This is a genomic window from Sulfitobacter sp. S223 (genome assembly GCF_025143825.1).
GTDB lineage: Bacteria > Pseudomonadota > Alphaproteobacteria > Rhodobacterales > Rhodobacteraceae > Sulfitobacter.
Genome location: NZ_CP083560.1, coordinates 3335283 through 3354974, shown reverse-complemented (window position 1 = coordinate 3354974; position 19692 = coordinate 3335283). Strand labels below are relative to the sequence as shown.

Here is a 19692-nt window from a genome sequence, read left to right as displayed (position 1 = left end):
TCTCCCATGGCTGATCTGACAACTGACTTTCTGGGTATCAAATCCCCTAACCCTTTCTGGCTGGCCTCTGCGCCACCAACGGATAAGGAATACAACGTTCGTCGCGCATTTGAAGCGGGCTGGGGCGGGGTCGTTTGGAAAACACTTGGCTCTGAAGGGCCGCCCGTTGTGAACGTGAACGGGCCGCGCTACGGCGTGATCCACGGCGCTGACCGGCGCGTGCTGGGGCTTAATAACATCGAGCTGATCACCGACCGTGATTTGCAGACCAATCTGGATGAGATTACCCGCGTCAAAGCTGACTACCCCGACCGTGCCCTTATCGTGAGTATCATGGTCCCGTGTGAGGAACAGGCGTGGAAAGACATTCTTCCTAAGGTTGAGGCCACTGGCGCTGACGGGATTGAGCTTAACTTTGGCTGTCCGCACGGAATGTCGGAACGCGGCATGGGTGCAGCGGTAGGGCAGGTTCCTGAATACATCGAAATGGTGACGCGCTGGTGCAAACAGTATTATTCCAAGCCGGTCATTGTGAAGCTGACACCAAACATCACCGACGTGCGCAAACCGGCTGAAGCTGCGAAGCGCGGTGGTGCAGATGCGGTCAGCCTGATCAACACCATCAACTCTATCGTTGCTGTCGATTTGGACACAATGAGCCCGCACCCAAGCATTGATGGTAAGGGCACACATGGCGGCTATTGCGGTCCTGCGGTAAAGCCGATCGCGCTGAGCATGGTCAGCGAGATCGCGCGCGCGCCTGCGACAGCGGGCATGCCGATCAGCGGTATCGGTGGTGTGACCACATGGCGCGATGCGGCAGAGTACATCACACTGGGTTGTGGCAATGTGCAGGTCTGCACAGCAGCGATGACTTATGGTTTCAAAGTTGTTCAGGAAATGATCAGTGGCCTGTCCGAATGGATGGACGAAAAAGGTCACACTTCCATTCAGGACTTTATGGGCGCGGCAGTGCCTAACACGACTGACTGGCAGTATCTGAATCTTAATTACGTTGCCAAAGCGTCTATCAATCAGGACGACTGTATCAGCTGTGGCCGCTGCTTTGCTGCCTGCGAAGATACTTCGCATCAGGCGATCGCTATGTCAGAGGACCGCACCTTTACGGTGATCGACGAGGAATGCGTCGCCTGTAATCTCTGCGTCGAGGTCTGTCCGGTCGATAACTGTATCTCCATGGTGCCGATGGCAGCAGGGGCGACCGATCCCCGAACTGGCAAAGTGGTCGACGATACGTATGCAAACTGGACAATGCACCCTAACAACCCTTCGGCGACGGCTGCAGAATAGGCGTTGTTATTCGGGTACTGTCCAGACTGGTTTCGGTGCCGGAGTTTTGAGGATTGGTGCTGTGGGCAACGGATCAGGTGGAGCATAACGGTCCACCTTGTTCTGGCGTTCTGACAGTTCATCAACAGGTGTATGTGTCGCCGCGATCCCATCAATCAATGCTTTGTTCCGGGCGATATCCATTTCTCTCGCGGCAGATGTTCGACTGTCGGCATCTGCTTGTGCCTGAGCACGGATCACTGACTTCGGTTCCGCGCTATCTGGCTGCCGTTTGGCGGATCTTTGGTATGCGCTTCCGTGGCCTGTATCCGCGCCACTTCCGGTAGATGCGCCGCGCGTGTCCGCCGATGCGCCAGCAGGCTGAATTGCGTTCACGTCGGCTCCAGCGGCGGCGATGTTGGCCGTGCTTTGTGCCTGCTTCGGCGGAGAAACAGTGCTCATAAGGTTTACAGATATATTCAACGCCATGACTGGCCCCTTTTTGCAAAAGTAGCCCGCCACCCGCATTAAGGATTCATTCCGAGACCTTAACGCATCCTTAATTCTCAGGGAAATTTTACTTTTTAGTTAACGGGTGCCAGCAATCGGCGGAACATCTGTTCAAGATGTTGATGGGCCCTTGCTGCGGGGTCTTCTTCGCTCAGCAGAACACTGATTTGGGCTCCGAAGTCCGCATAGTGTTGTGTGGTCGACCAGATAGAAAACATCAGATGCGCGGGGTCCACGTCTGCAAGTTTTCCCTGCGCAATCCAGTCCTGAATGATGCTGCATTTCTTATCAAATAAGGGTTTGAGATCATTCTTGAGATAGTCCGCTATCGAAGGCGCGCCTTGTAGAATCTCACCGGCAAAAAGCTTGCTTTCGGCGGGAAGTTCCAGTGCCATGTCGAGTTTGTGGCGCACATAACCGAGCAATTCTTCGACAGGGTCACCTTGTGGGTCAAGTTCTACTAACGGGTCAAGCCACGTTTCCAGAAGCTGGCTCAGCAGGGTCACATAGATTTCAGTTTTGCCTTCGAAATAATATAGCACGTTGGGCTTGCTGAGGCCCGCGCCTTTCGCGATGGCGTCAAGAGTGGCACCGCCAAATCCGTCGCGGGAAAACACTTCCAGAGCGGAGTCAAGAATCAGTCGCCGGTTGCGTGTTTGGATGCGGCTTGGCTTTTTTGCAGTGGCGTTTTTCACGGGCGTCTCCGCATGTGCTGGAAAAATGGGCAGATAATCAGGCGCTCTTTGTCTCTTTTTAAAGCAGTTCTTGACAGGAATGAAGTCAGGCGCAATCGTCAGTTTACCAATTGGTAAAAAATTGATCGCTTGTTAGCAGATCTCATTAAGACAGATAGGAGCCCGCAATGCCAGCGCCCGGACAGAACCTCAAAATCAATCCAGACCGTTTGTGGGACAGTTTGATGGAGATGGCACAGATCGGACCCGGGATCGCGGGGGGCAATAACCGCCAGACCCTGACCGACGAAGACGGTGAAGGACGCGCGTTGTTTCAACGCTGGTGTGAGGCTGCTGGCTGCACCATGGGTCTGGACCAGATGGGCAACATGTTTGCACTTCGTGAAGGCACCGATCCTAATGCTTTGCCGGTCTATGTGGGAAGTCACCTCGATACGCAACCGACGGGCGGTAAATATGACGGGGTTCTGGGCGTTCTGGGCGGTCTTGAAGTTCTCCGTACGCTGAACGATCTCAACGTAAAAACAAAGCATCCGATTGTGGTGACCAATTTCACCAACGAAGAAGGCACACGCTACGCGCCTGCGATGCTTTCCTCTGGTGTATTTGCGGGCATCCACACGCAAGATTGGGCATATGCCCGGGAGGACGCAGAAGGCAAAACCTTTGGTGATGAGTTGAAGCGGATCGGTTGGCGAGGTGAAGAAGAAGTGGGGGCGCGCAAGATGCATGCCTTCTTCGAGCTGCACATTGAACAGGGGCCCATCCTAGAGGCGGAAGGTAAAGATGTTGGTGTTGTGACGCACGGACAGGGGCTTTCCTGGACGCAGGTAACTGTGACGGGAAAAGACAGTCATACCGGTTCCACCCCGATGCCGATGCGCAAAAACGCCGGGCTTGGCATGGCACGTATTCTTGAGAAAGTAGACGAGATTGCATGGTCGCATGCACCCCACGCCGTGGGTGCAGCCGGACATATTGATGTCTATCCAAACTCCCGCAATGTGATCCCCGGCAAGGTGGTGTTTACCATTGATTTCCGGTCACCAGATTTGAGCGTGATCGAGGATATGGAAGCGCGGCTGCGGGTTGAGGGGCAAAAGATTGCTGACGACATGGGATTGGGCATCGAGTTCGAGAAAGTTGGCGGATTTGATCCAGTGGCATTCGACGACGGATGTGTCACAGCCGTACGCAATGCGGCGGAGCGGCTGGGGTATTCCCACATGAACCTGATTTCGGGTGCGGGGCATGATGCCTGCTGGATCAACCGTGTCGCACCCACAGCGATGGTGATGTGTCCGTGTGTGGACGGGCTTTCGCATAACGAGGCGGAAGAAATCACCAAGGAATGGGCGATGGCGGGGGCGGATGTGCTGCTGCATGCGGTTGTAGAGACGGCGGAGATTGTGTCCTGATATTAGTGGAGAATCCGGCTTTTTGGGCGCTTATCGTTGGTGGCAGTTTTGCTGTCATGGCCCTCTTTGTCCAACTCGTGATTGCCTCAAAGACCACAACGTTTTTGAAAAAGGTACTTTATGTGATCTCCTTTGCAGGTCTTGGAGCGGGCATCGGATACTACGGAACATACGTCTATTATTTTATACAATGGGCAAACTCAGTGTAATAATTCGAGATTATGGAAAGCGGTTCGGGAAGGAAAACACATGACCAAAGTAATTAAAGGTGGCACGGTCGTCACGGCGGACCGGACGTGGAAGGCGGATGTGCTGATCGAGGGCGAGAAGATCGTTCGCATTGGCGAGGATCTGATCGGTGACGAGTACATTGACGCGGAGGGGGCCTATGTAATCCCTGGCGGGATTGACCCGCATACGCATCTGGAGATGCCGTTTATGGGTACAACCGCCGCCGAAACGTTTGAAAGCGGCACTTGGGCGGCTGCCGTGGGCGGGACCACGATGATTGTTGATTTCTGCCTTCCGGGTGAGGATGGCTCGATCAAGAATGCAATCAATGAATGGCACCGGAAGTCCGCACCGCAGATTTGCTCTGATGTGGGTTACCACATGGCTATCACGGGTTGGAACGAGAATGTCTTTAACGAGATGAAAGATGCCGTGGACATGGGCGTGAATTCGTTCAAGCACTTCATGGCATATAAGGGCGCGTTGATGATTGAAGACGATGAGATGTTCGCCTCCTTCAAGCGTTGTGCCGAACTGGGTGCGCTACCGATGGTGCATGCGGAGAACGGTGATCTGGTGGCCGAACTTCAGCAAAAGTATTTCGATGAGGGAATTACAGGGCCTGAAGGCCATGCCTATTCCCGCCCTCCAGAGTTGGAAGGGGAAGCCGCAAATCGCGCGATTACCATCGCAGACACCGCGGGTGTTCCATTGTATATCGTGCATGTGTCGTGTGAACAGACCCACGAAGCCATCCGCCGTGCACGCCAAAAAGGGATGCGTGTTTATGGTGAGCCGCTGATCCAGTTTTTGACGTTGGACGAAAGTGAATATTTCAACAAAGACTGGGATCATGCTGCCCGGCGGGTCATGTCGCCGCCTTTCCGCTCGAAGGATCATCAGGATAGTCTCTGGGCGGGCTTGCAGGCAGGAAGCTTGCAAGTGGTCGCAACCGACCATGCTGCTTTCTCAACCGAGCAAAAACGTGCGGGTCGAGATGATTTCCGGATCATCCCGAATGGATCGAACGGATTGGAAGAGCGGCTTGCCGTTCTTTGGACCGAAGGCGTTGAGACAGGCCGTCTGACCATGAATGAGTTTGTTGCGGCGACCAGTACGAACGTGGCAAAGATTTTGAACATCTATCCTCGGAAGGGCGCCATCGTAGAGGGTGCTGATGCGGATATCGTTGTGTGGGATCCGAAGATTACCAAGACGATTTCGCCTGCAAACCATCATTCTGTCTTGGACTACAATGTCTTTGAGGGCTTTGAAGTGCGCGCGCAGAGTCGGTATACGCTGAGCCGTGGCGAGGTGATCTGGGCATGGGGCCAGAATTCGCAGCCCAATCCCGGACGTGGCCGGTTTGTCCCGCGTCCTGCCTTTCCAAGTAGCAACGTTGCGTTGAGCAAATGGAAAGAGCTGAATGCGCCGAAGATGATCAAACGCGATCCATTGAATATTCCGGCGGGGATTTGAGTGTTTAGCAGGAATACGGGAAAATTTTTGTGAGTGATCTGCAAAATGTAATAAGTGCGCGTGGTTTGGATTTGACCTTCCAGACCAACGACGGACCTGTCCACGCGCTTCAGGGTGTGGATCTTGACATCAAACAAGGCGATTTCGTCAGCTTTATTGGGCCATCGGGTTGTGGGAAAACAACTTTTCTGCGGGTGATGGCCGATTTGGAACAGCCAACTGGCGGCGAGATTACCGTGAATGGTGTGTCACCACGCGCAGCCCGAGAAGCACGTGCCTATGGCTATGTGTTTCAGGGGGCGGGATTGTACCCGTGGCGCACCATTGGCGGGAACATCCGGCTGCCATTAGAGATCATGGGTGTACCAAAGGCCGAGCATGCAGATCGGGTTGCGCGGGTGCTGGAGCTGGTCGAGCTTTCAGGATTCGAGAACAAGTTTCCCTGGCAGCTGTCGGGCGGCATGCAGCAGCGGGCAAGCATTGCGCGGGCGCTATCGTTTAACGCAGATCTGCTTTTGATGGATGAGCCGTTCGGTGCCTTGGACGAAATTGTTCGTGACCATTTGAACGAGCAGCTTTTGAAGTTGTGGGAACGGACGGAAAAGACGATTGCTTTTGTCACCCACTCAATCCCTGAAGCGGTCTATCTGAGCACCAAGATTGTAGTCATGAGCCCACGACCGGGTCGGATTACGGATGTGATTGAAAGCACTCTGCCGAAAGAGCGGCCTTTGGAAATTCGGGAGACGCCGGAGTTTCTGGCGATTGCACACCGTGTGCGTGAAGGATTGCGGGCAGGGCATGCGGATGAGTGATATCATTGCAGATCTCGTTCGGCACGCGTCTGTGACGACGTCCCGCCCGCCATCCCGCGGGTTTGTCTGGGGGGCAGTATGAAGTCTGTTATCCCTGTTCTTACTGTCGTTGTCGCGATTCTAGGGTTCTGGTTGCTGGCGGTGATCCCGATGAATATGCATCTGGTTGCCGATCAGGCACAGCGGGAAGGGATGCTTGTTGAGCCTGATACCCCCGCAGTGCGCCAAGAGATTGGCGGTATAGGGCTTGCCCTGCGCAATCCTGATCTGATTCCACTGACATATCAGTTCAAACGTCCGCGCCTGCCCAGCCCACAGCAGGTTGCAGGCGAGATGTTTGATACGATCTTTGCCAAGAAAGTGACATCGAAGCGGTCGCTGGTCTACCATGGTTGGGTGACGTTGGCGCCGACCTTGCTGGGCTTTGCAATCGGAACCGGCTTGGGCATTCTGCTGGCTGTCGGCATTGTTTATAGCCGCGTTATGGATCGGTCTGTCATGCCTTGGGCGATCGTCAGCCAGACGATCCCCATTCTCGCGTTGGCGCCGATGGTGATTGTTGTGCTTGGTTCAATGGGCATACAGGGGCTGTTTCCAAAGTCATTGATTGCCGCGTATCTGTCTTTTTTCCCTGTCGTTGTTGGCATGGTGAAAGGATTGCGTAGCCCGTCAGCAATGCAGTTGGATCTACTGCGGACTTATAACGCGTCCGATACGCAAAGTTTCTGGGCATTGCGGCTTCCTGCATCTGCGCCCTACTTGTTTGCCTCTTTGAAGATCGGGATATCGGCGTCTTTGGTCGGGACCATTGTGGCTGAGCTGCCGACTGGCGCGCGCGCTGGATTTGGTGCGCGGATGCTGGTGGGTGATCAGTATGGGCAGCCTTTGGTATCATGGGCCGCATTGTTTGCGGCAGCTTTGACGGCGGCAGCACTTGTCGGTCTTTTTAGTGCGATTGAGCGGGTAACCCTGCGACGTATGGGGATGGGCGCGGCATGATCTATGTAGTGACCGGTTTGATCCTTTGGATCCTTGGATGGTGGGTGAATGTCCGCCTGGCGAATGGCGCATCCTCTGATAGCACGGCTGTCAAAATTGCGGTGCCAGCGATATTTGGTTTGGTAATTGTCGTCGTTTGGGAGTTGATGGTGCGCGGTTTTGAAGTGAACCCGGTTATCCTGCCTGCGCCTTCGGCGGTTCTGGAACGGCTTGGCCAAGAAGGGCCAATACTTTGGGCCGATTTCCGTCAAACTGTCATCAAAGGTGCGATGAGCGGCTATATCATTGGCGCCGTTGCTGCATTTGTTGTGGCCATCATTGCGGATAGGTCCGAATTCCTGACACGTGGAATCCTTCCGGTGGGCAGTTTTATGGCTGCCTTGCCGATCGTAGGGACCGCGCCCATTTTGGTCAAATGGCTGGGCAGCGATTGGGAATCCAAAGCCGCTGTGGTGGCTGTAATGGTTTTCTTTCCGATCCTAGTGAATACTGTTGCGGGCCTGAAAGAAACGAACACCATGCAGCGCGATCTGATGCGGACCTATGCGGCGGGCTATTGGCCCACATTGTTCAAGCTCCGTTTGCCTGCTGCGATGCCATTTATTTTCAACGGTTTGAAAATAGGTACAACGCTTGCTCTGATTGGCGCGATTGTCGCCGAATTTTTCGGCTCGCCAACAGTTGGAATGGGCTTCCGCATCTCTACCAGCTTTGGACAGCTTGCGCTTGATATGGTCTGGGCCGAGATTGTGGTGGCGGCCTTGGCCGGTAGCGCCTTTTATGGGCTGATGACCTTGATCGAAAAACGGGTAACCTTCTGGCATCCGTCACAGAGATAACCAACGACCCTGATAAACGGGGCATAGTATTAACCAACCGACTTGGAGGTCGAATGATGAAAAAGTTTATGATGGCGGCGGCATGTGCCGCAGGATTGACGGCAGCACCGGTATTCGCAGAAGGGCATGCCAACACGGTAACGTTGCAGTTGCAGTGGGTCACGCAATCCCAGTTCGCGGGCTACTACGTGGCACAGGACAAAGGCTTCTATGAAGAAGAAGGTCTGGAAGTAACGATCCTACCAGGTGGCCCTGATATTGCACCACCTCAGGTGCTGGCAGGCGGCGGCGCGGATGCGATGCTGAACTGGATGCCATCCGCGCTTGCTGCGCGTGAAAAGGGTTTGCCAGTAGTGAACATTGCCCAGCCATTCAAGACATCCGGCTTGATGCTGACTTGCTGGAAAGATACCGGCATCACCTCCGTTCAGGACTTCAAAGGTAAGACAATCGGCGTTTGGTTCTTTGGCAACGAGTATCCGTTCCTGAGCTGGATGAGCAAGGAAGGCATCAGCACTGACGGTGGTGAGGATGGTGTTACCGTGCTGAAGCAGGGCTTCAACGTGGACCCGTTGTTGCAGCGTGAAGCGGATTGTATCTCAACGATGACGTACAATGAATACGGTCAGGTGCTTGATGCAGGCGTTAGCCCTGATGAGCTGGTGACGTTCAAATACGAAGACCAGGGTGTCGCAACGCTAGAAGACGGAATTTATGTCCTCGAAGATAATCTCAAGGATGACATGTTTGTCGATAAGATGACCCGCTTTGTCCGCGCGTCGATGAAGGGTTGGGAATACGCAGCAGCCAACCCCGAGGAAGCAGGCGCCATCATCATCGAGAATGATGAAACCGGTGCGCAATCCGAAGAAGCGCAGGTACGTATGATGAAAGAAATCGCCAAGCTTACAGCTGGCTCTACTGGCGCATTGGTCGAAGCTGACTTCCAGCGCACTGTGGACACGCTTCTGGCTGGTGGCTCTGATCCGGTGATCTCCAAGCAGCCAGAGGGTGCATGGACGTCTGTGATCACCGATGCTGCTTTGAAATAAGCTGACACCGATCACGGACTGCAGGGGCTGGCGCGAAATCGCTGGCCTCTTTTTTTCGGGGGGAGAGAACTGCCCAACGCCGCAAGGGCTAAGATCTCTTGCAAAGCAGCAACCTAGACACTTGCACATCTGACTTGCTTAGTCTGAAAACAAGTCGAATTGGCAAACTGGATCGAACTTGAGCGGCGAAACAAGGCTGGATGAGCTCATTAAGTCTCTCTCAGCAGTTCTCGTTGATGGCCTCTATGTTTTCGTGACACTTCCGGCAGATCAGAATCTGGCAGATATTGAGCCTCGTATGATGTTCAAAGAATCAGAGTGTACGACCTATATTCCATTGAAGTCCGAGGCGGAGACGTATGGCTTAGCTCACGACTTCCCGTGCCGAATGATCACGCTCAACATTCATTCTTCTCTTGAAGCGGTGGGGTTCATGGCCCGAATCGCGACTGAGTTTGCAAAGTGTGAGATGGGTGTAAATCCTGTGTCCGGCTTCTTCTATGATCATCTATTTGTACCGGACGGTCGCCAGCATGACGCGATGAAGGTTCTGCCGGAAATGTGCCAAAGCTGAGATGTCTCACTTGCGGTAACAAGGTTGCGCTGCTGCCCAATTGGAAAAGGCCAGTGCGATCACTGGCCTTTTCCATTCAGTTATTGGGGGAAACTTAGAGAACCGTAACTTTGGTTCCGATTGGCACGCGCTGGTACAGATCTTGTACATGCTCGTTCAACATACGGATACAGCCGTTGGAGACGGAGCGACCGATTGATTTTGGCGCTGTTGTGCCGTGGATGCGGAAATACGTGTCTTTGCCGTTCTGGAACAAATAAAGCGCACGTGCACCCAGCGGATTACCGGGGCCTCCGGGCTGAGCTTCTGTATTGCCGATGAAGCGGGCGTAAGCATCTGGGTCACGCTCGATCATTTCATCGGTCGGGCGCCACGTCGGCCATTCCTTTTTCACTGAGATCGTTGCGGAGCCGGTAAATTCGAGACCTGCTTTACCTACACCAACGCCATAGCGCATTGCCTGTCCGACATCAGTGATAAAATACAGATAGTAGCTGCGTGGCAGGATCAGCATTTCGCCGACTTGATAGTTCTTCTTCACGCGCACCATTTGCGGCGTCGGATCAAAAGCAGCTGCTTGGGCAGAGGCGAGCTGGGGAAGGGCAGTGGCGGCAATAGTGCTTGCAATAAATGTACGGCGGCGCATTTTACGGTCCTTTTGCGGATGAATTGGGGTTAATGTCGCCAAAATACCTAAATTATCAAGCCCAGAACAGAAAAACCGGCCATTCGTTGCAGAATGGCCGGTCAAATCTTTGTGCTTTGCGCGTGCGAATTTATATCCGCGCCGCAATCAGCGGCTTACGCGAGGGCGATGTTTGTCGCGGATTCGCGGCCATCACGGCCAGCTTCGATGTCGAAAGTCACTTTCTGGTTGTCGGCCAGACCTGTGAGGCCAGCGCGCTCAACAGCTGAGATGTGCACGAACACGTCTTTGCTGCCGCCATCGGGTGCGATAAAGCCGAAGCCTTTTGTTGTGTTGAACCATTTTACGGTGCCAGTAGCCATTCCGTAGTCTCCTAAGTTTAGATGCCATCCGCAGTGTGCGATGGCCCGGCTTGGTCGGTCTGTAATCGAGAGACTGAACGCGGTAGCGGAGACAGTGGTCTGGATAAAGATAACGTTTGCATTCTGAGATATGGCATAATGACCGCAGAATTTCAAGTGTCATGGGGGCTGCTGGCAAACATCTGCCATCGAAGCGCAGATGGCCTTATAGCTATAATAACCTATGGGGTTTAATGAAAAAACACCGAGCTTGGTCGGAAAAATGACCGACTTGGAGACGTGATTTTGTGTCAGGCCAGCAGCCATCGCAAGGCGTGAAACTCATGACCCGAATCTGCAAGGGTGACATTTGTCTACCCGTTTTTGTGCTGGGTTTTCTTAAGATTTGCTTTTCCGGTCCTACTTGTTGACATGCCCTCGCCGCACGTCTGCCTTGATTGTCTTTGAAGGTGCAAGAACCGGCCCTTGTGTGATCTGCCGGCGCTATAGGCAGTAACGAGGAACCAGCGGATGCGAATATTGGCAGTGGATGATGACCCATTGATGCTGGACGTCTTGGGTGTCGCTCTTGAAGAGAACGGTTTTGATGACATTACTTTTGCGGCCACAGCAGAGGATGCGCTGGAATTAATTGAGGTGGCCAAGGTGCCATACGATGTGTTTCTGCTGGATATCATGCTGCCAGAAATCAGCGGAATTGAGGTCTGCGCCAAGTTGCGTACGTTAGACCGCTATCGCGCGACACCTGTTGTGATGATCACTGCAAGCCGGGCCCGTGATATGATGAAACGCGCATTCGAGGCTGGCGCCACCGATTTTGTGAATAAGCCCTTTGATCCGCTGGAACTGGTGACCCGAATCCGGCTCGCGGCGATGCTTAATGACAGCCAGCAACGCGAACGGGACAATGTGGCTGCGCTGGAGAAATTCGCGCGCCTTGCCGATGTTTCGTTTGATGAACCGTTTGACCTGCAGTTACGGCCCTGCGTGAAGCGTTTTTTGAGCCTTGAGAACGAGTTTCTGCGGCGCGGAGACTCCCGCCTTCCGGTGTCATTGTGCAGTGTGCAGATTGACAACGCACTGGGGCTTTTCCGCGGGCGGAAGCCGGCGCAATTCAGGGCAGTGGTCGAGGCCGTTAGTCAGGCATTGAGTGACGTGGTCGACCCCCGAAATTGCTACTATGCCTATGCTGGAAGAGGAACAATTTTTTTGGTGGCCCATGAAGCGGCGACATTTAACCAGACTGATTTGCAGCGCCGCGTGAAACACGCGCTTGACGGACATTGGGACGAGCACATGACAGGCGTATCAAAGGCGCCAACGATTACTGCGCGCCGGATCAAAGGGCCGGATTCCTGGCCCGGCAAGATGGCCGCAGATGTCATGCGCAGTTACCAATCCCGTGCCGATCTGGGCAGTCAGGCCGATCCGTTTGAGGTGCAGGGACTGTTCGAGAGACTGTCTGTCAGGATTGGGGGGGCTTGATCGGGGCTGATAGATTGCCCGAATAAGGAGTGTTTGTTCATACAGCGCATATTGTAATGCTCTGTGCCTAACTCTTTCGACAATGGCTGGCCCGCTAAAAGAAAGGGCGACCCTGCGGCCGCCCTCCCTTACGTATTCTAACGCATGAATTTCTTATGCTTCAGGCGCTTTGGTTCCAGCGCATCGGCACCAAGGCGGCGTTTCTTGTCCTCTTCGTAGTCTTCGAAGTTGCCTTCAAACCACTCCACATGGGCCTCACCTTCGAAGGCAAGAATATGGGTGCAGATCCGGTCAAGGAAGAAGCGATCGTGGGAAATGACTACGGCACAACCGGCGAAGTCTACCAAAGCATCTTCAAGCGCACGCAGGGTTTCCACGTCCAGATCGTTGGTAGGTTCATCGAGCAGCAGCACATTGCCGCCGGACTTCAGCAGACGTGCCATGTGAACACGGTTGCGCTCACCACCTGACAGCAGGCCGACCTTCTTTTGCTGGTCGCTACCTTTGAAGTTGAAGGAAGAGCAATAGGCGCGGGAGTTTACTTCGGCATCGCCAAGCTGAATCAGTTCTGCGCCACCTGTGATCGCCTGCCATACGTTGTCATCGGAGTTCAGGTCATCGCGCGACTGGTCCACGTAAGACAGTTCAACGGTGTCACCAACCTCGATCGTGCCCGCATCAGGCTGTTCTTGACCGGTAAGCATCTTGAAAAGGGTAGATTTGCCGGCACCGTTGGGGCCGATCACGCCGACAATACCACCGGGCGGCAAAGAGAAGCTGAGGTTTTCAACAAGAAGCTTGTCGCCCATGGCTTTGGACAGTCCTTCAACTTCCATCACCTTGTTGCCCAAACGTTGGCCGTTGGGGATAACGATCTGCGCTGTGGCGAGCTTTTCGCGCTCTGACTGGTCTGCCATCTCGTTATAGGATTTGATACGCGCTTTGGATTTGGATTGGCGTGCCTTGGCACCCTGACGCATCCATTCCAATTCCCGCTCCAGAGTTTTCTGACGGGATTTGTCTTCGCGGGATTCCTGGCTCAGACGTTTTGCCTTTTGCTCCAGCCAGTCAGAGTAATTGCCCTCACAAGGGATGCCGCGGCCACGGTCAAGCTCAAGAATCCAAGTGGTGATGTCATCCAGGAAGTAACGGTCGTGGGTGACGATCAGAATTGTGCCCTTGTAGGCGATGAGGTGCTGTTGCAGCCATGCGATCGTTTCGGCGTCAAGGTGGTTGGTCGGTTCGTCCAACAGCAGCATTTCGGGCGCTTCCAGCAGCAGTTTGCACAGTGCTACGCGGCGCGCTTCGCCGCCGGAAAGATCATTGATGTTCGCGTCATCCGGAGGGCAGCGCAGCGCTTCCAGGCTCACGTCGATCTGGCTGTCGAGGTCCCAGAGGTTTTCTGCGTCGATCTGGTCTTGCAGTGCTGCCATCTCATCTGCGGTCTCGTCCGAGTAGTTCATCGCCAACTCGTTATAGCGGTCAAGGATTGCCTTTTTGCCAGCAACGCCGAGCATCACATTCTCACGCACAGTCAGCGTCGGATCCAGCTTTGGTTCCTGCGGAAGATAGCCGACTCGCACGCCTTCAGCGGACCAAGCTTCCCCTGTGAAGTCTTTGTCCATGCCGGCCATGATTTTCATCAATGTGGATTTACCGGCGCCGTTCACGCCGACTACCCCGATTTTTACGCCGGGTAGAAAGTTGAGGTGGATGTTTTCAAAGCATTTTTTGCCACCGGGGTAAGTCTTGGAGACCCCTTGCATGTGGTAGACGTATTGATATGCGGCCATTTCGCTGTTCCTCGTATGAGTCAGGGTTTGCCTTGCAATATCTGGCACGCAAGGCAAGATCAACGGCACAAGGGTTGCGTGCTGCAAGCATAGCGAATGTCGGTGAGTTCCGAGGCGACCTGAGCGGCAGCCATCAGCGAATTAAGAAAACGAATTCACGGGTAAGCGAGTCGCTTTCCCGGCAGTCGGCATTTTTCAATGCGCGTAGCCGGAAAGGTCGCGAACCGATAATATGCCTCATTGTGGGTCGATTGATTATTCTTACTGAATAATTAGGGCCGATTTCCTGAGAAATGAGAAAAAATAGGTCAAAATGTCGCAGCGGATGGTGCTAGAGTTTTTGCAACCTCTCCGGGCATTTGCCCAGGCTGGCGGGAGGGAAACTGGACTGCTGTTTTGACGCAGTCACAAGCAGGGGAAATATAATGTCTCAAACCACACTTATCGTGGGGCTGGATGGGTCGGATGCGGGCAAGCGCGCGCTCGATTTCGCGACAGCCCGGGCAAAGCTGATAGGCGATTGCAGCATTTTGATAGTTTACGTGATCGAATGGTCGCCGTTCAGTTTTCAGACCGCCGAAGAAAATGAAATGCGTCACGCACGCCGCGAAGAAGAACTGAAGCTTGCCCATGAGCGGGTTATTGAGCCTGCAGTTGCGATGGCGCAATCGGATGGCTGCACCGTGAAGGGGATCGTGAAACATGGTGATGTTGCCGAAATCCTGGAAAAGCTCGCCAAAAAGCACAACGCGTCTCAAATCGTCGTGGGACGGGTCGGCGAGCGGAACATAAAAGAGCGGTTGTTTGGCGGCGTGACAGGCAGACTTGTTGCTGCGTCGAGCGTTCCGATTACGGTCATTCCATAAGGGGATAGATATGAAACGATTTATTACAAGCGGTTTAGCGGCAGCGGCATTGGCCCTGCCCACATTGGCAGCCGCACAGGATGCGGTTTCATTCGACCAGAAGGTCAACGATGTTTTCGCCGGCTCCACAGGCTGGTTCGTGAATTTGATCTTCATGAACCTGCCCGGGACAAGCTTTCCTTGGATCGTGCTGTGGCTGGTTGTTGCTGCCTCGATTTTCACGATTTATTTTGGTTTCATTCAGTTCAAAGCTTTCGGTCATGCGATCAGCCTGGTCAAAGGCGACTATTCGGATCCTGAAGATGCGGGCGAGGTCAGCCACTTTCAGGCGCTGACAACGGCGCTGTCCGGTACTGTTGGTTTGGGCAATATTGCCGGCGTTGCGGTTGCTGTCGGTATTGGTGGCCCAGGGGCGACTTTCTGGATGATTATTGCCGGCCTGTTGGGCATGGCATCCAAGTTCACGGAGTGTACGTTGGGTGTGAAGTACCGGAACGAGTATTCTGATGGATCAGTTTCAGGTGGTCCCATGTACTACATGACCAAAGGCTTCAAAGAGCGTGGCCTGCCAGGTGGTAGAGTATTGGCTGTGATTTTTGCGATCTTCACCATCGGTGGTGCATTGGGCGGCGGGAACATGTTCCAAGCGAACCAAGCGCATGCGCAGATTACCCAGATCACGGGTGACTTTTCAGGCCTCATTACCGGCGGCATCTTTGCTGTCGTCGTGTTCATGGTAATCGTTGGCGGGATTAAATCCATTGCATCTGTGACAGAGAAGGTCGTGCCGTTCATGGGTGTGATGTATGTTGTCGCCGCGTTGATCATCTTGATCGTGAATGCCGACCAGATCGGCTGGGCCTTTGGCCAGATTTTCGCCGGTGCCTTTACGGGTTTGGGTGTTGCTGGCGGTTTTGTAGGCGCTTTGATCCAGGGCTTTAAGCGGGCGGCTTTCTCAAACGAAGCCGGCGTGGGTTCAGCAGCGATTGCGCACTCTGCCGTGCGGACGAAAGAGCCAGTGACAGAGGGTGTTGTTTCCCTGCTGGAGCCGTTTATTGATACGGTGGTGATCTGCACCATGACAGCGCTGGTTATCACGATCTCCGGCGTGTTGGTGATGGACCCAGCGACGGGCAACTTCGTGCTCAACGAGGCTGGAAATGCGATCCAGACGACGGATGGCTCTTCTGGTGTGGCGCTGACGTCTGCCGCTTTCGCAACAGGCTTCAGCTGGTTCCCTTATGTTCTGGCAGTTGCAGTGGTCCTGTTCGCCTTCTCGACCATGATCAGCTGGTCCTATTACGGTCTTAAGGCATGGACCTACCTGTTTGGTGAAGGCAAAACGACCGAGCTGATCTTTAAGCTGATCTTCTGCTTCTTCATCATCGTAGGTGCAGCAGCGCAGCTGGGCGCGGTAATCGACTTCTCCGATGCGATGATCTTCGCAATGGCGGTGGTGAACATCACGGCGCTGTACTTCCTGATGCCAATCGTCAAGCGTGAGATGAACAGCTACTTCGGTCGCCTTAAGACCGGCGAGATCGCCAAGTTCGATAACGGTCTCTGATTGACAAATGGTGGGGCTTCCCCTCCTTTCGGCCCCTGAGATACCTCGGGGGCCATTTTTCTTTGCGCCATGATATTCCATATGCGGCACCCGGTCAGGTTATCGGGCTGTTGGGCGGTTCGTTTGATCCGGCCCACGCTGGCCATGCGCATATCACGCGTGAAGCGCTCAAACGCTTTGGTCTTGATCAGGTCTGGTGGCTTGTTAGCCCCGGCAACCCGCTTAAATCCCATGGTCCAGCGCCTATGGATCAGCGCCTTGAACAGGCGCGTGCAGTGATGCAGCATCCGCGCGTAAAGGTGACAGGTATCGAAGAGCGCCTTGGCACACGCTACACCGCCGCAACGTTACGTGCGCTGCAAGCAATTTATCCAAAGCAGCGGTTCGTTTGGTTGATGGGCGCAGATAATCTGGCGCAGTTCCATCTTTGGCAGGACTGGCAAGACATCGTTCATTCGGTGCCGATGGGAATACTTGCACGTCCGGGGCAACGAATCTCTGCCCGGATGAGCCGCGCAGCGACACTTTATGCGCCCTACAGAATACCGGGGCGTTTTAGTCAGAAGCTTGCCCATACGCGCGCGCCGGCATGGTGTTTTGTAAATGTGCCGATGATGGATGTTTCCTCGTCCGCTATCCGGGCCTCCGGAGAATGGTCAGCGTAGACGGGCCGAGCATAGACCGGCAGTCAGGATGATGATCAATCCGGTCCACGTCCAGACATCAGGCAGGTCTCCGAAGATCACCCAACCAAGCCCAACGGCTGCGACCAGCTGGAAATAAACCAGCGGCGCGATGCGCGTTGCTGGTGCCAGCTTGTACGCGTAGAGTAGCAGCAGGTTCCCCAACATAGAGCATAAGGCAGAGGTAACCGTGAGTGCCGCAACCGCGCCTGTCATTGTTGGAATCTGCGTTAGCCCGAATGGAAGCAACAGTAGTGCGGATATCAAGAGCTGTGTAAACGTAAGGGCCATCGGGCTGCCAAGGGGACCAAGCCAGCGCGACATGGTCAAGAATATGCCGTAGCAGGTACCCGCTGCAACGGCCCATAGTACGCCTGCGCTGGTTTCAATTCCGGGCCGGACCACGATCAGAACGCCGATAAATCCTGCGATCACTAGGGCAGAGCGCAGCACCGTCACCGGCTCACGTAGGAACAGTACAGCCAGCGCGTAGCTGATAAGTGGTCCGATAAAGAATGCTGCAAAAACGGTTGCGACATCTTCGATCCTGAGGGCCGTCTGGATACAGGTAATTCCGACAGCGAGAATTGCTGCGCGCAGCCAGATGCGCCAATTTCGCAAGAGTGCCCAAGCGCTACGCGGCACGAACGGCAAAACAACCAGAGCGCCGACTAGAAACCGTGACCAAGCGACGAAGATCGGCGCTGTCGCATAGGAGCCTGTCAACAGCTTGCCGGCGCTATCTCCTGCGGGGATCAACGACATGGCGAGAAACATGATAAGGACAGCGCGTTGCATCAGGGTGGCTAGCATGCACGTCGATGGACAGAAAGTGATTTTTGACCGCTTGTGGCGGGGACCGCTCTTGCGCTACCTCTAGGTCATGAAACGCGCATTATCACGACGGCATTTTCTGGGTACGGCTGCGGCAGCAGCAAGTTTGATGGGCGCGTCTGCCGTTCGGGCGGCCCCGCCAGAGGCTTCTTTGCGACCGATGCTGCGTGGCGAAGATTTCTTTAAACGTGCTGTGCGCAGCGCCAAAGATATCGTGGGCGAGGCAAGGCTAACCGACAAGGTTTCCTTCGTGGTAGCCGATCTGAATTCTGGCATGACGCTTGAGAGCGCGGACGCTGTAACGTCCCGTCCACCTGCCAGCGTAACGAAAGCGATCACCGCCCTATATGCGCTGGACGCCCTTGGACCGGATCACCGTTTCGAGACCCGGCTATTGGCCACCGGTGGCGTGTTAGATGGCGAGATTCTGGGTGATCTGGTTTTGGTGGGGGGGAGTGATCCCACATTAGACACTGACACACTGGCTACGATGGCTGCCAATCTGAAGGCGGCGGGGATCATCGGTGTCAGGGGCGATTTCAAGGTTTACGAAGCAAGTCTGCCTGTGTTGGACCGGATCGACCCCGAGCAGCCTGATCAGGTCGGCTATAATCCGGGGGTTTCGGGGCTCGCGCTGAATTACAACCGTGTCCATTTCGAGTGGAAGCGCGCGAATGGCAAATATTCCATCACGATGGAAGGCCGGACTGAACGGTACCGCCCAGCCGTTAGAATGGCGGCGATGCAGGTCAGGGACCGGTCTTCTCCAGTCTACACCTATGAGAACCGTTCGGGCCGCGATGCATGGACGGTTGCACGTGGAGCCCTGGGCGGTAGCGGTGCGCGCTGGTTGCCGGTGCGCAAGCCGGGTCTTTATGCCGGTGAGGTATTCGAAAGCCTTGCAGGGTCGAACGGTATTCGCCTAGGCGCGCCCAAGATGATATCGGATCTGCCCGTTGGTGAGGTGCTGGTCGATAATCAAAGTGAGGATTTGCGCAGTATCCTGCGCGACATGCTGAAGTGGTCAACGAATCTGACCGCTGAAATGATGGGGCTGGCCGCCACAGCCGCGCGCGGCAAACCCGCCGATAGCCTGAAGGCATCAGCACAAGAGATGAATGATTGGGCTCAATCGAGTTTGGGCATGCAGTCTGCCGCGTTGGTCGACCACTCGGGCCTTGGTGATGACAGCCGCTTGACTGCCAGCGATATGGTGATTGCCTTGCTGAAAGTTCACGCGGAAGGGATGCGCGATATCCTGAAGCCGATTGTGATGCGAGACGACAGCCGCAGGGTGATAAAGGATCATCCGATTAAGGTCGATGCAAAGACCGGCACACTAAACTTTGTTTCATCACTCGCAGGCTACCTGACAGGGCCTGACGGAACTGAGATGGCTTTTGCGATCTTTGCAGCAGACGAAGGTATCCGCGCCACGCTTACCCGTGCGGAACGCGAAGGCCCGCCCGGTGGCGTAAGCTGGAACCGCCGAGCAAAACGCATGCAGCAGCAGTTGTTGGAGAGGTGGGGCGTGTTATACGGCGCCTGAAGCTG

Annotated in this window: 19 protein-coding genes; 13 read left to right on the top strand and 6 right to left on the bottom strand. The window is 54.6% G+C overall.

The window, feature by feature from the left end; genetic code table 11:
* Positions 1-6: 6 nt before the first annotated feature.
* On the top strand, positions 7-1311 hold the full coding sequence (preA, locus tag K3757_RS16005) for an NAD-dependent dihydropyrimidine dehydrogenase subunit PreA (protein ID WP_259996977.1): 1305 nt from the start codon (positions 7-9) through the stop codon (positions 1309-1311).
* A gap of 6 nt (positions 1312-1317) precedes the next feature.
* On the opposite strand, the gene K3757_RS16000 is transcribed toward preA, so the two are convergent.
* Both K3757_RS16000 and K3757_RS15995 read right to left on the bottom strand, forming a co-directional pair.
* Positions 1318-1779: a hypothetical protein gene (locus K3757_RS16000; protein WP_259996976.1), complete on the bottom strand. Its 462-nt coding sequence runs from the start codon at positions 1777-1779 to the stop codon at positions 1318-1320.
* A gap of 95 nt (positions 1780-1874) precedes the next feature.
* On the bottom strand, positions 1875-2495 hold the full coding sequence (locus tag K3757_RS15995; protein WP_259996975.1) for a TetR/AcrR family transcriptional regulator: 621 nt from the start codon (positions 2493-2495) through the stop codon (positions 1875-1877).
* A gap of 167 nt (positions 2496-2662) precedes the next feature.
* Between K3757_RS15995 and K3757_RS15990 the strand changes: the two genes are divergently transcribed.
* From K3757_RS15990 to K3757_RS15960, 7 genes are all read left to right on the top strand, one after another.
* Complete coding sequence (locus tag K3757_RS15990; RefSeq protein WP_259996974.1) at positions 2663-3913, top strand: Zn-dependent hydrolase; 1251 nt, start codon at positions 2663-2665, stop codon at positions 3911-3913.
* Between the two features lie 249 nt (positions 3914-4162).
* Positions 4163-5623, top strand: coding sequence for a dihydropyrimidinase (gene hydA / locus K3757_RS15985; protein ID WP_259996973.1), 1461 nt, complete (start codon positions 4163-4165; stop codon positions 5621-5623).
* A 29-nt stretch (positions 5624-5652) separates the two neighbouring features.
* Positions 5653-6438 carry an ABC transporter ATP-binding protein gene (locus K3757_RS15980; protein WP_259996972.1) on the top strand — a complete coding sequence of 262 codons (786 nt, stop codon included), beginning with the start codon at positions 5653-5655 and terminating at the stop codon, positions 6436-6438.
* Positions 6439-6516: 78 nt separating this feature from the next.
* Positions 6517-7437 carry an ABC transporter permease gene (locus K3757_RS15975; protein WP_259996971.1) on the top strand — a complete coding sequence of 307 codons (921 nt, stop codon included), beginning with the start codon at positions 6517-6519 and terminating at the stop codon, positions 7435-7437.
* Positions 7434-8276 (top strand): ABC transporter permease, encoded by an 843-nt coding sequence (locus K3757_RS15970; RefSeq protein WP_259996969.1) that lies wholly within the window; start codon positions 7434-7436, stop codon positions 8274-8276. The genes K3757_RS15975 and K3757_RS15970 overlap by 4 nt, the downstream gene beginning before the upstream one ends.
* Before the next feature lie 56 nt (positions 8277-8332).
* Positions 8333-9328, top strand: a complete 996-nt coding sequence (locus tag K3757_RS15965; protein WP_260001296.1) for an ABC transporter substrate-binding protein — start codon at positions 8333-8335, stop codon at positions 9326-9328.
* A gap of 178 nt (positions 9329-9506) precedes the next feature.
* Positions 9507-9902, top strand: coding sequence for an ACT domain-containing protein (locus K3757_RS15960; protein WP_259996968.1), 396 nt, complete (start codon positions 9507-9509; stop codon positions 9900-9902).
* Positions 9903-9996: 94 nt separating this feature from the next.
* Here K3757_RS15960 and K3757_RS15955 read toward each other — a convergent pair whose 3' ends face one another.
* Both K3757_RS15955 and K3757_RS15950 read right to left on the bottom strand, forming a co-directional pair.
* Positions 9997-10548 carry a L,D-transpeptidase gene (locus tag K3757_RS15955; protein ID WP_259996967.1) on the bottom strand — a complete coding sequence of 184 codons (552 nt, stop codon included), beginning with the start codon at positions 10546-10548 and terminating at the stop codon, positions 9997-9999.
* Between the two features lie 155 nt (positions 10549-10703).
* Positions 10704-10910 (bottom strand): cold-shock protein, encoded by a 207-nt coding sequence (locus K3757_RS15950; RefSeq protein ID WP_007117950.1) that lies wholly within the window; start codon positions 10908-10910, stop codon positions 10704-10706.
* 510 nt (positions 10911-11420) lie between these two features.
* Between K3757_RS15950 and K3757_RS15945 the strand changes: the two genes are divergently transcribed.
* Positions 11421-12395 (top strand): PleD family two-component system response regulator, encoded by a 975-nt coding sequence (locus tag K3757_RS15945; protein ID WP_259996966.1) that lies wholly within the window; start codon positions 11421-11423, stop codon positions 12393-12395.
* A gap of 137 nt (positions 12396-12532) precedes the next feature.
* Here K3757_RS15945 and ettA read toward each other — a convergent pair whose 3' ends face one another.
* Entirely contained in the window at positions 12533-14188 is a 1656-nt protein-coding gene (gene ettA / locus K3757_RS15940) for an energy-dependent translational throttle protein EttA (protein ID WP_259996965.1), read from the bottom strand.
* Positions 14189-14613: 425 nt separating this feature from the next.
* Here ettA and K3757_RS15935 point away from each other — a divergent pair, with 425 nt between their 5' ends.
* From K3757_RS15935 to K3757_RS15925, 3 genes are all read left to right on the top strand, one after another.
* Positions 14614-15054 carry a universal stress protein gene (locus K3757_RS15935; RefSeq protein WP_259996963.1) on the top strand — a complete coding sequence of 147 codons (441 nt, stop codon included), beginning with the start codon at positions 14614-14616 and terminating at the stop codon, positions 15052-15054.
* A gap of 10 nt (positions 15055-15064) precedes the next feature.
* Positions 15065-16621 carry a sodium:alanine symporter family protein gene (locus K3757_RS15930; RefSeq protein WP_259996961.1) on the top strand — a complete coding sequence of 519 codons (1557 nt, stop codon included), beginning with the start codon at positions 15065-15067 and terminating at the stop codon, positions 16619-16621.
* Positions 16622-16683: 62 nt separating this feature from the next.
* Positions 16684-17286 (top strand): nicotinate-nucleotide adenylyltransferase, encoded by a 603-nt coding sequence (locus K3757_RS15925; protein WP_259996958.1) that lies wholly within the window; start codon positions 16684-16686, stop codon positions 17284-17286.
* Here K3757_RS15925 and K3757_RS15920 read toward each other — a convergent pair.
* The gene (locus K3757_RS15920) at positions 17278-18102 is read right to left on the bottom strand and encodes a DMT family transporter (RefSeq protein ID WP_259996956.1); all 825 of its coding nucleotides are present in this window, start codon (positions 18100-18102) and stop codon (positions 17278-17280) included. The two genes, K3757_RS15925 and K3757_RS15920, sit on opposite strands and share 9 nt — an antisense overlap.
* 85 nt (positions 18103-18187) lie before the next feature.
* On the opposite strand from K3757_RS15920, the gene dacB reads away from it, so the two are divergent.
* On the top strand, positions 18188-19687 hold the full coding sequence (gene dacB, locus K3757_RS15915; protein ID WP_259996954.1) for a D-alanyl-D-alanine carboxypeptidase/D-alanyl-D-alanine-endopeptidase: 1500 nt from the start codon (positions 18188-18190) through the stop codon (positions 19685-19687).
* The last annotated feature ends 5 nt before the right edge of the window (positions 19688-19692 follow it).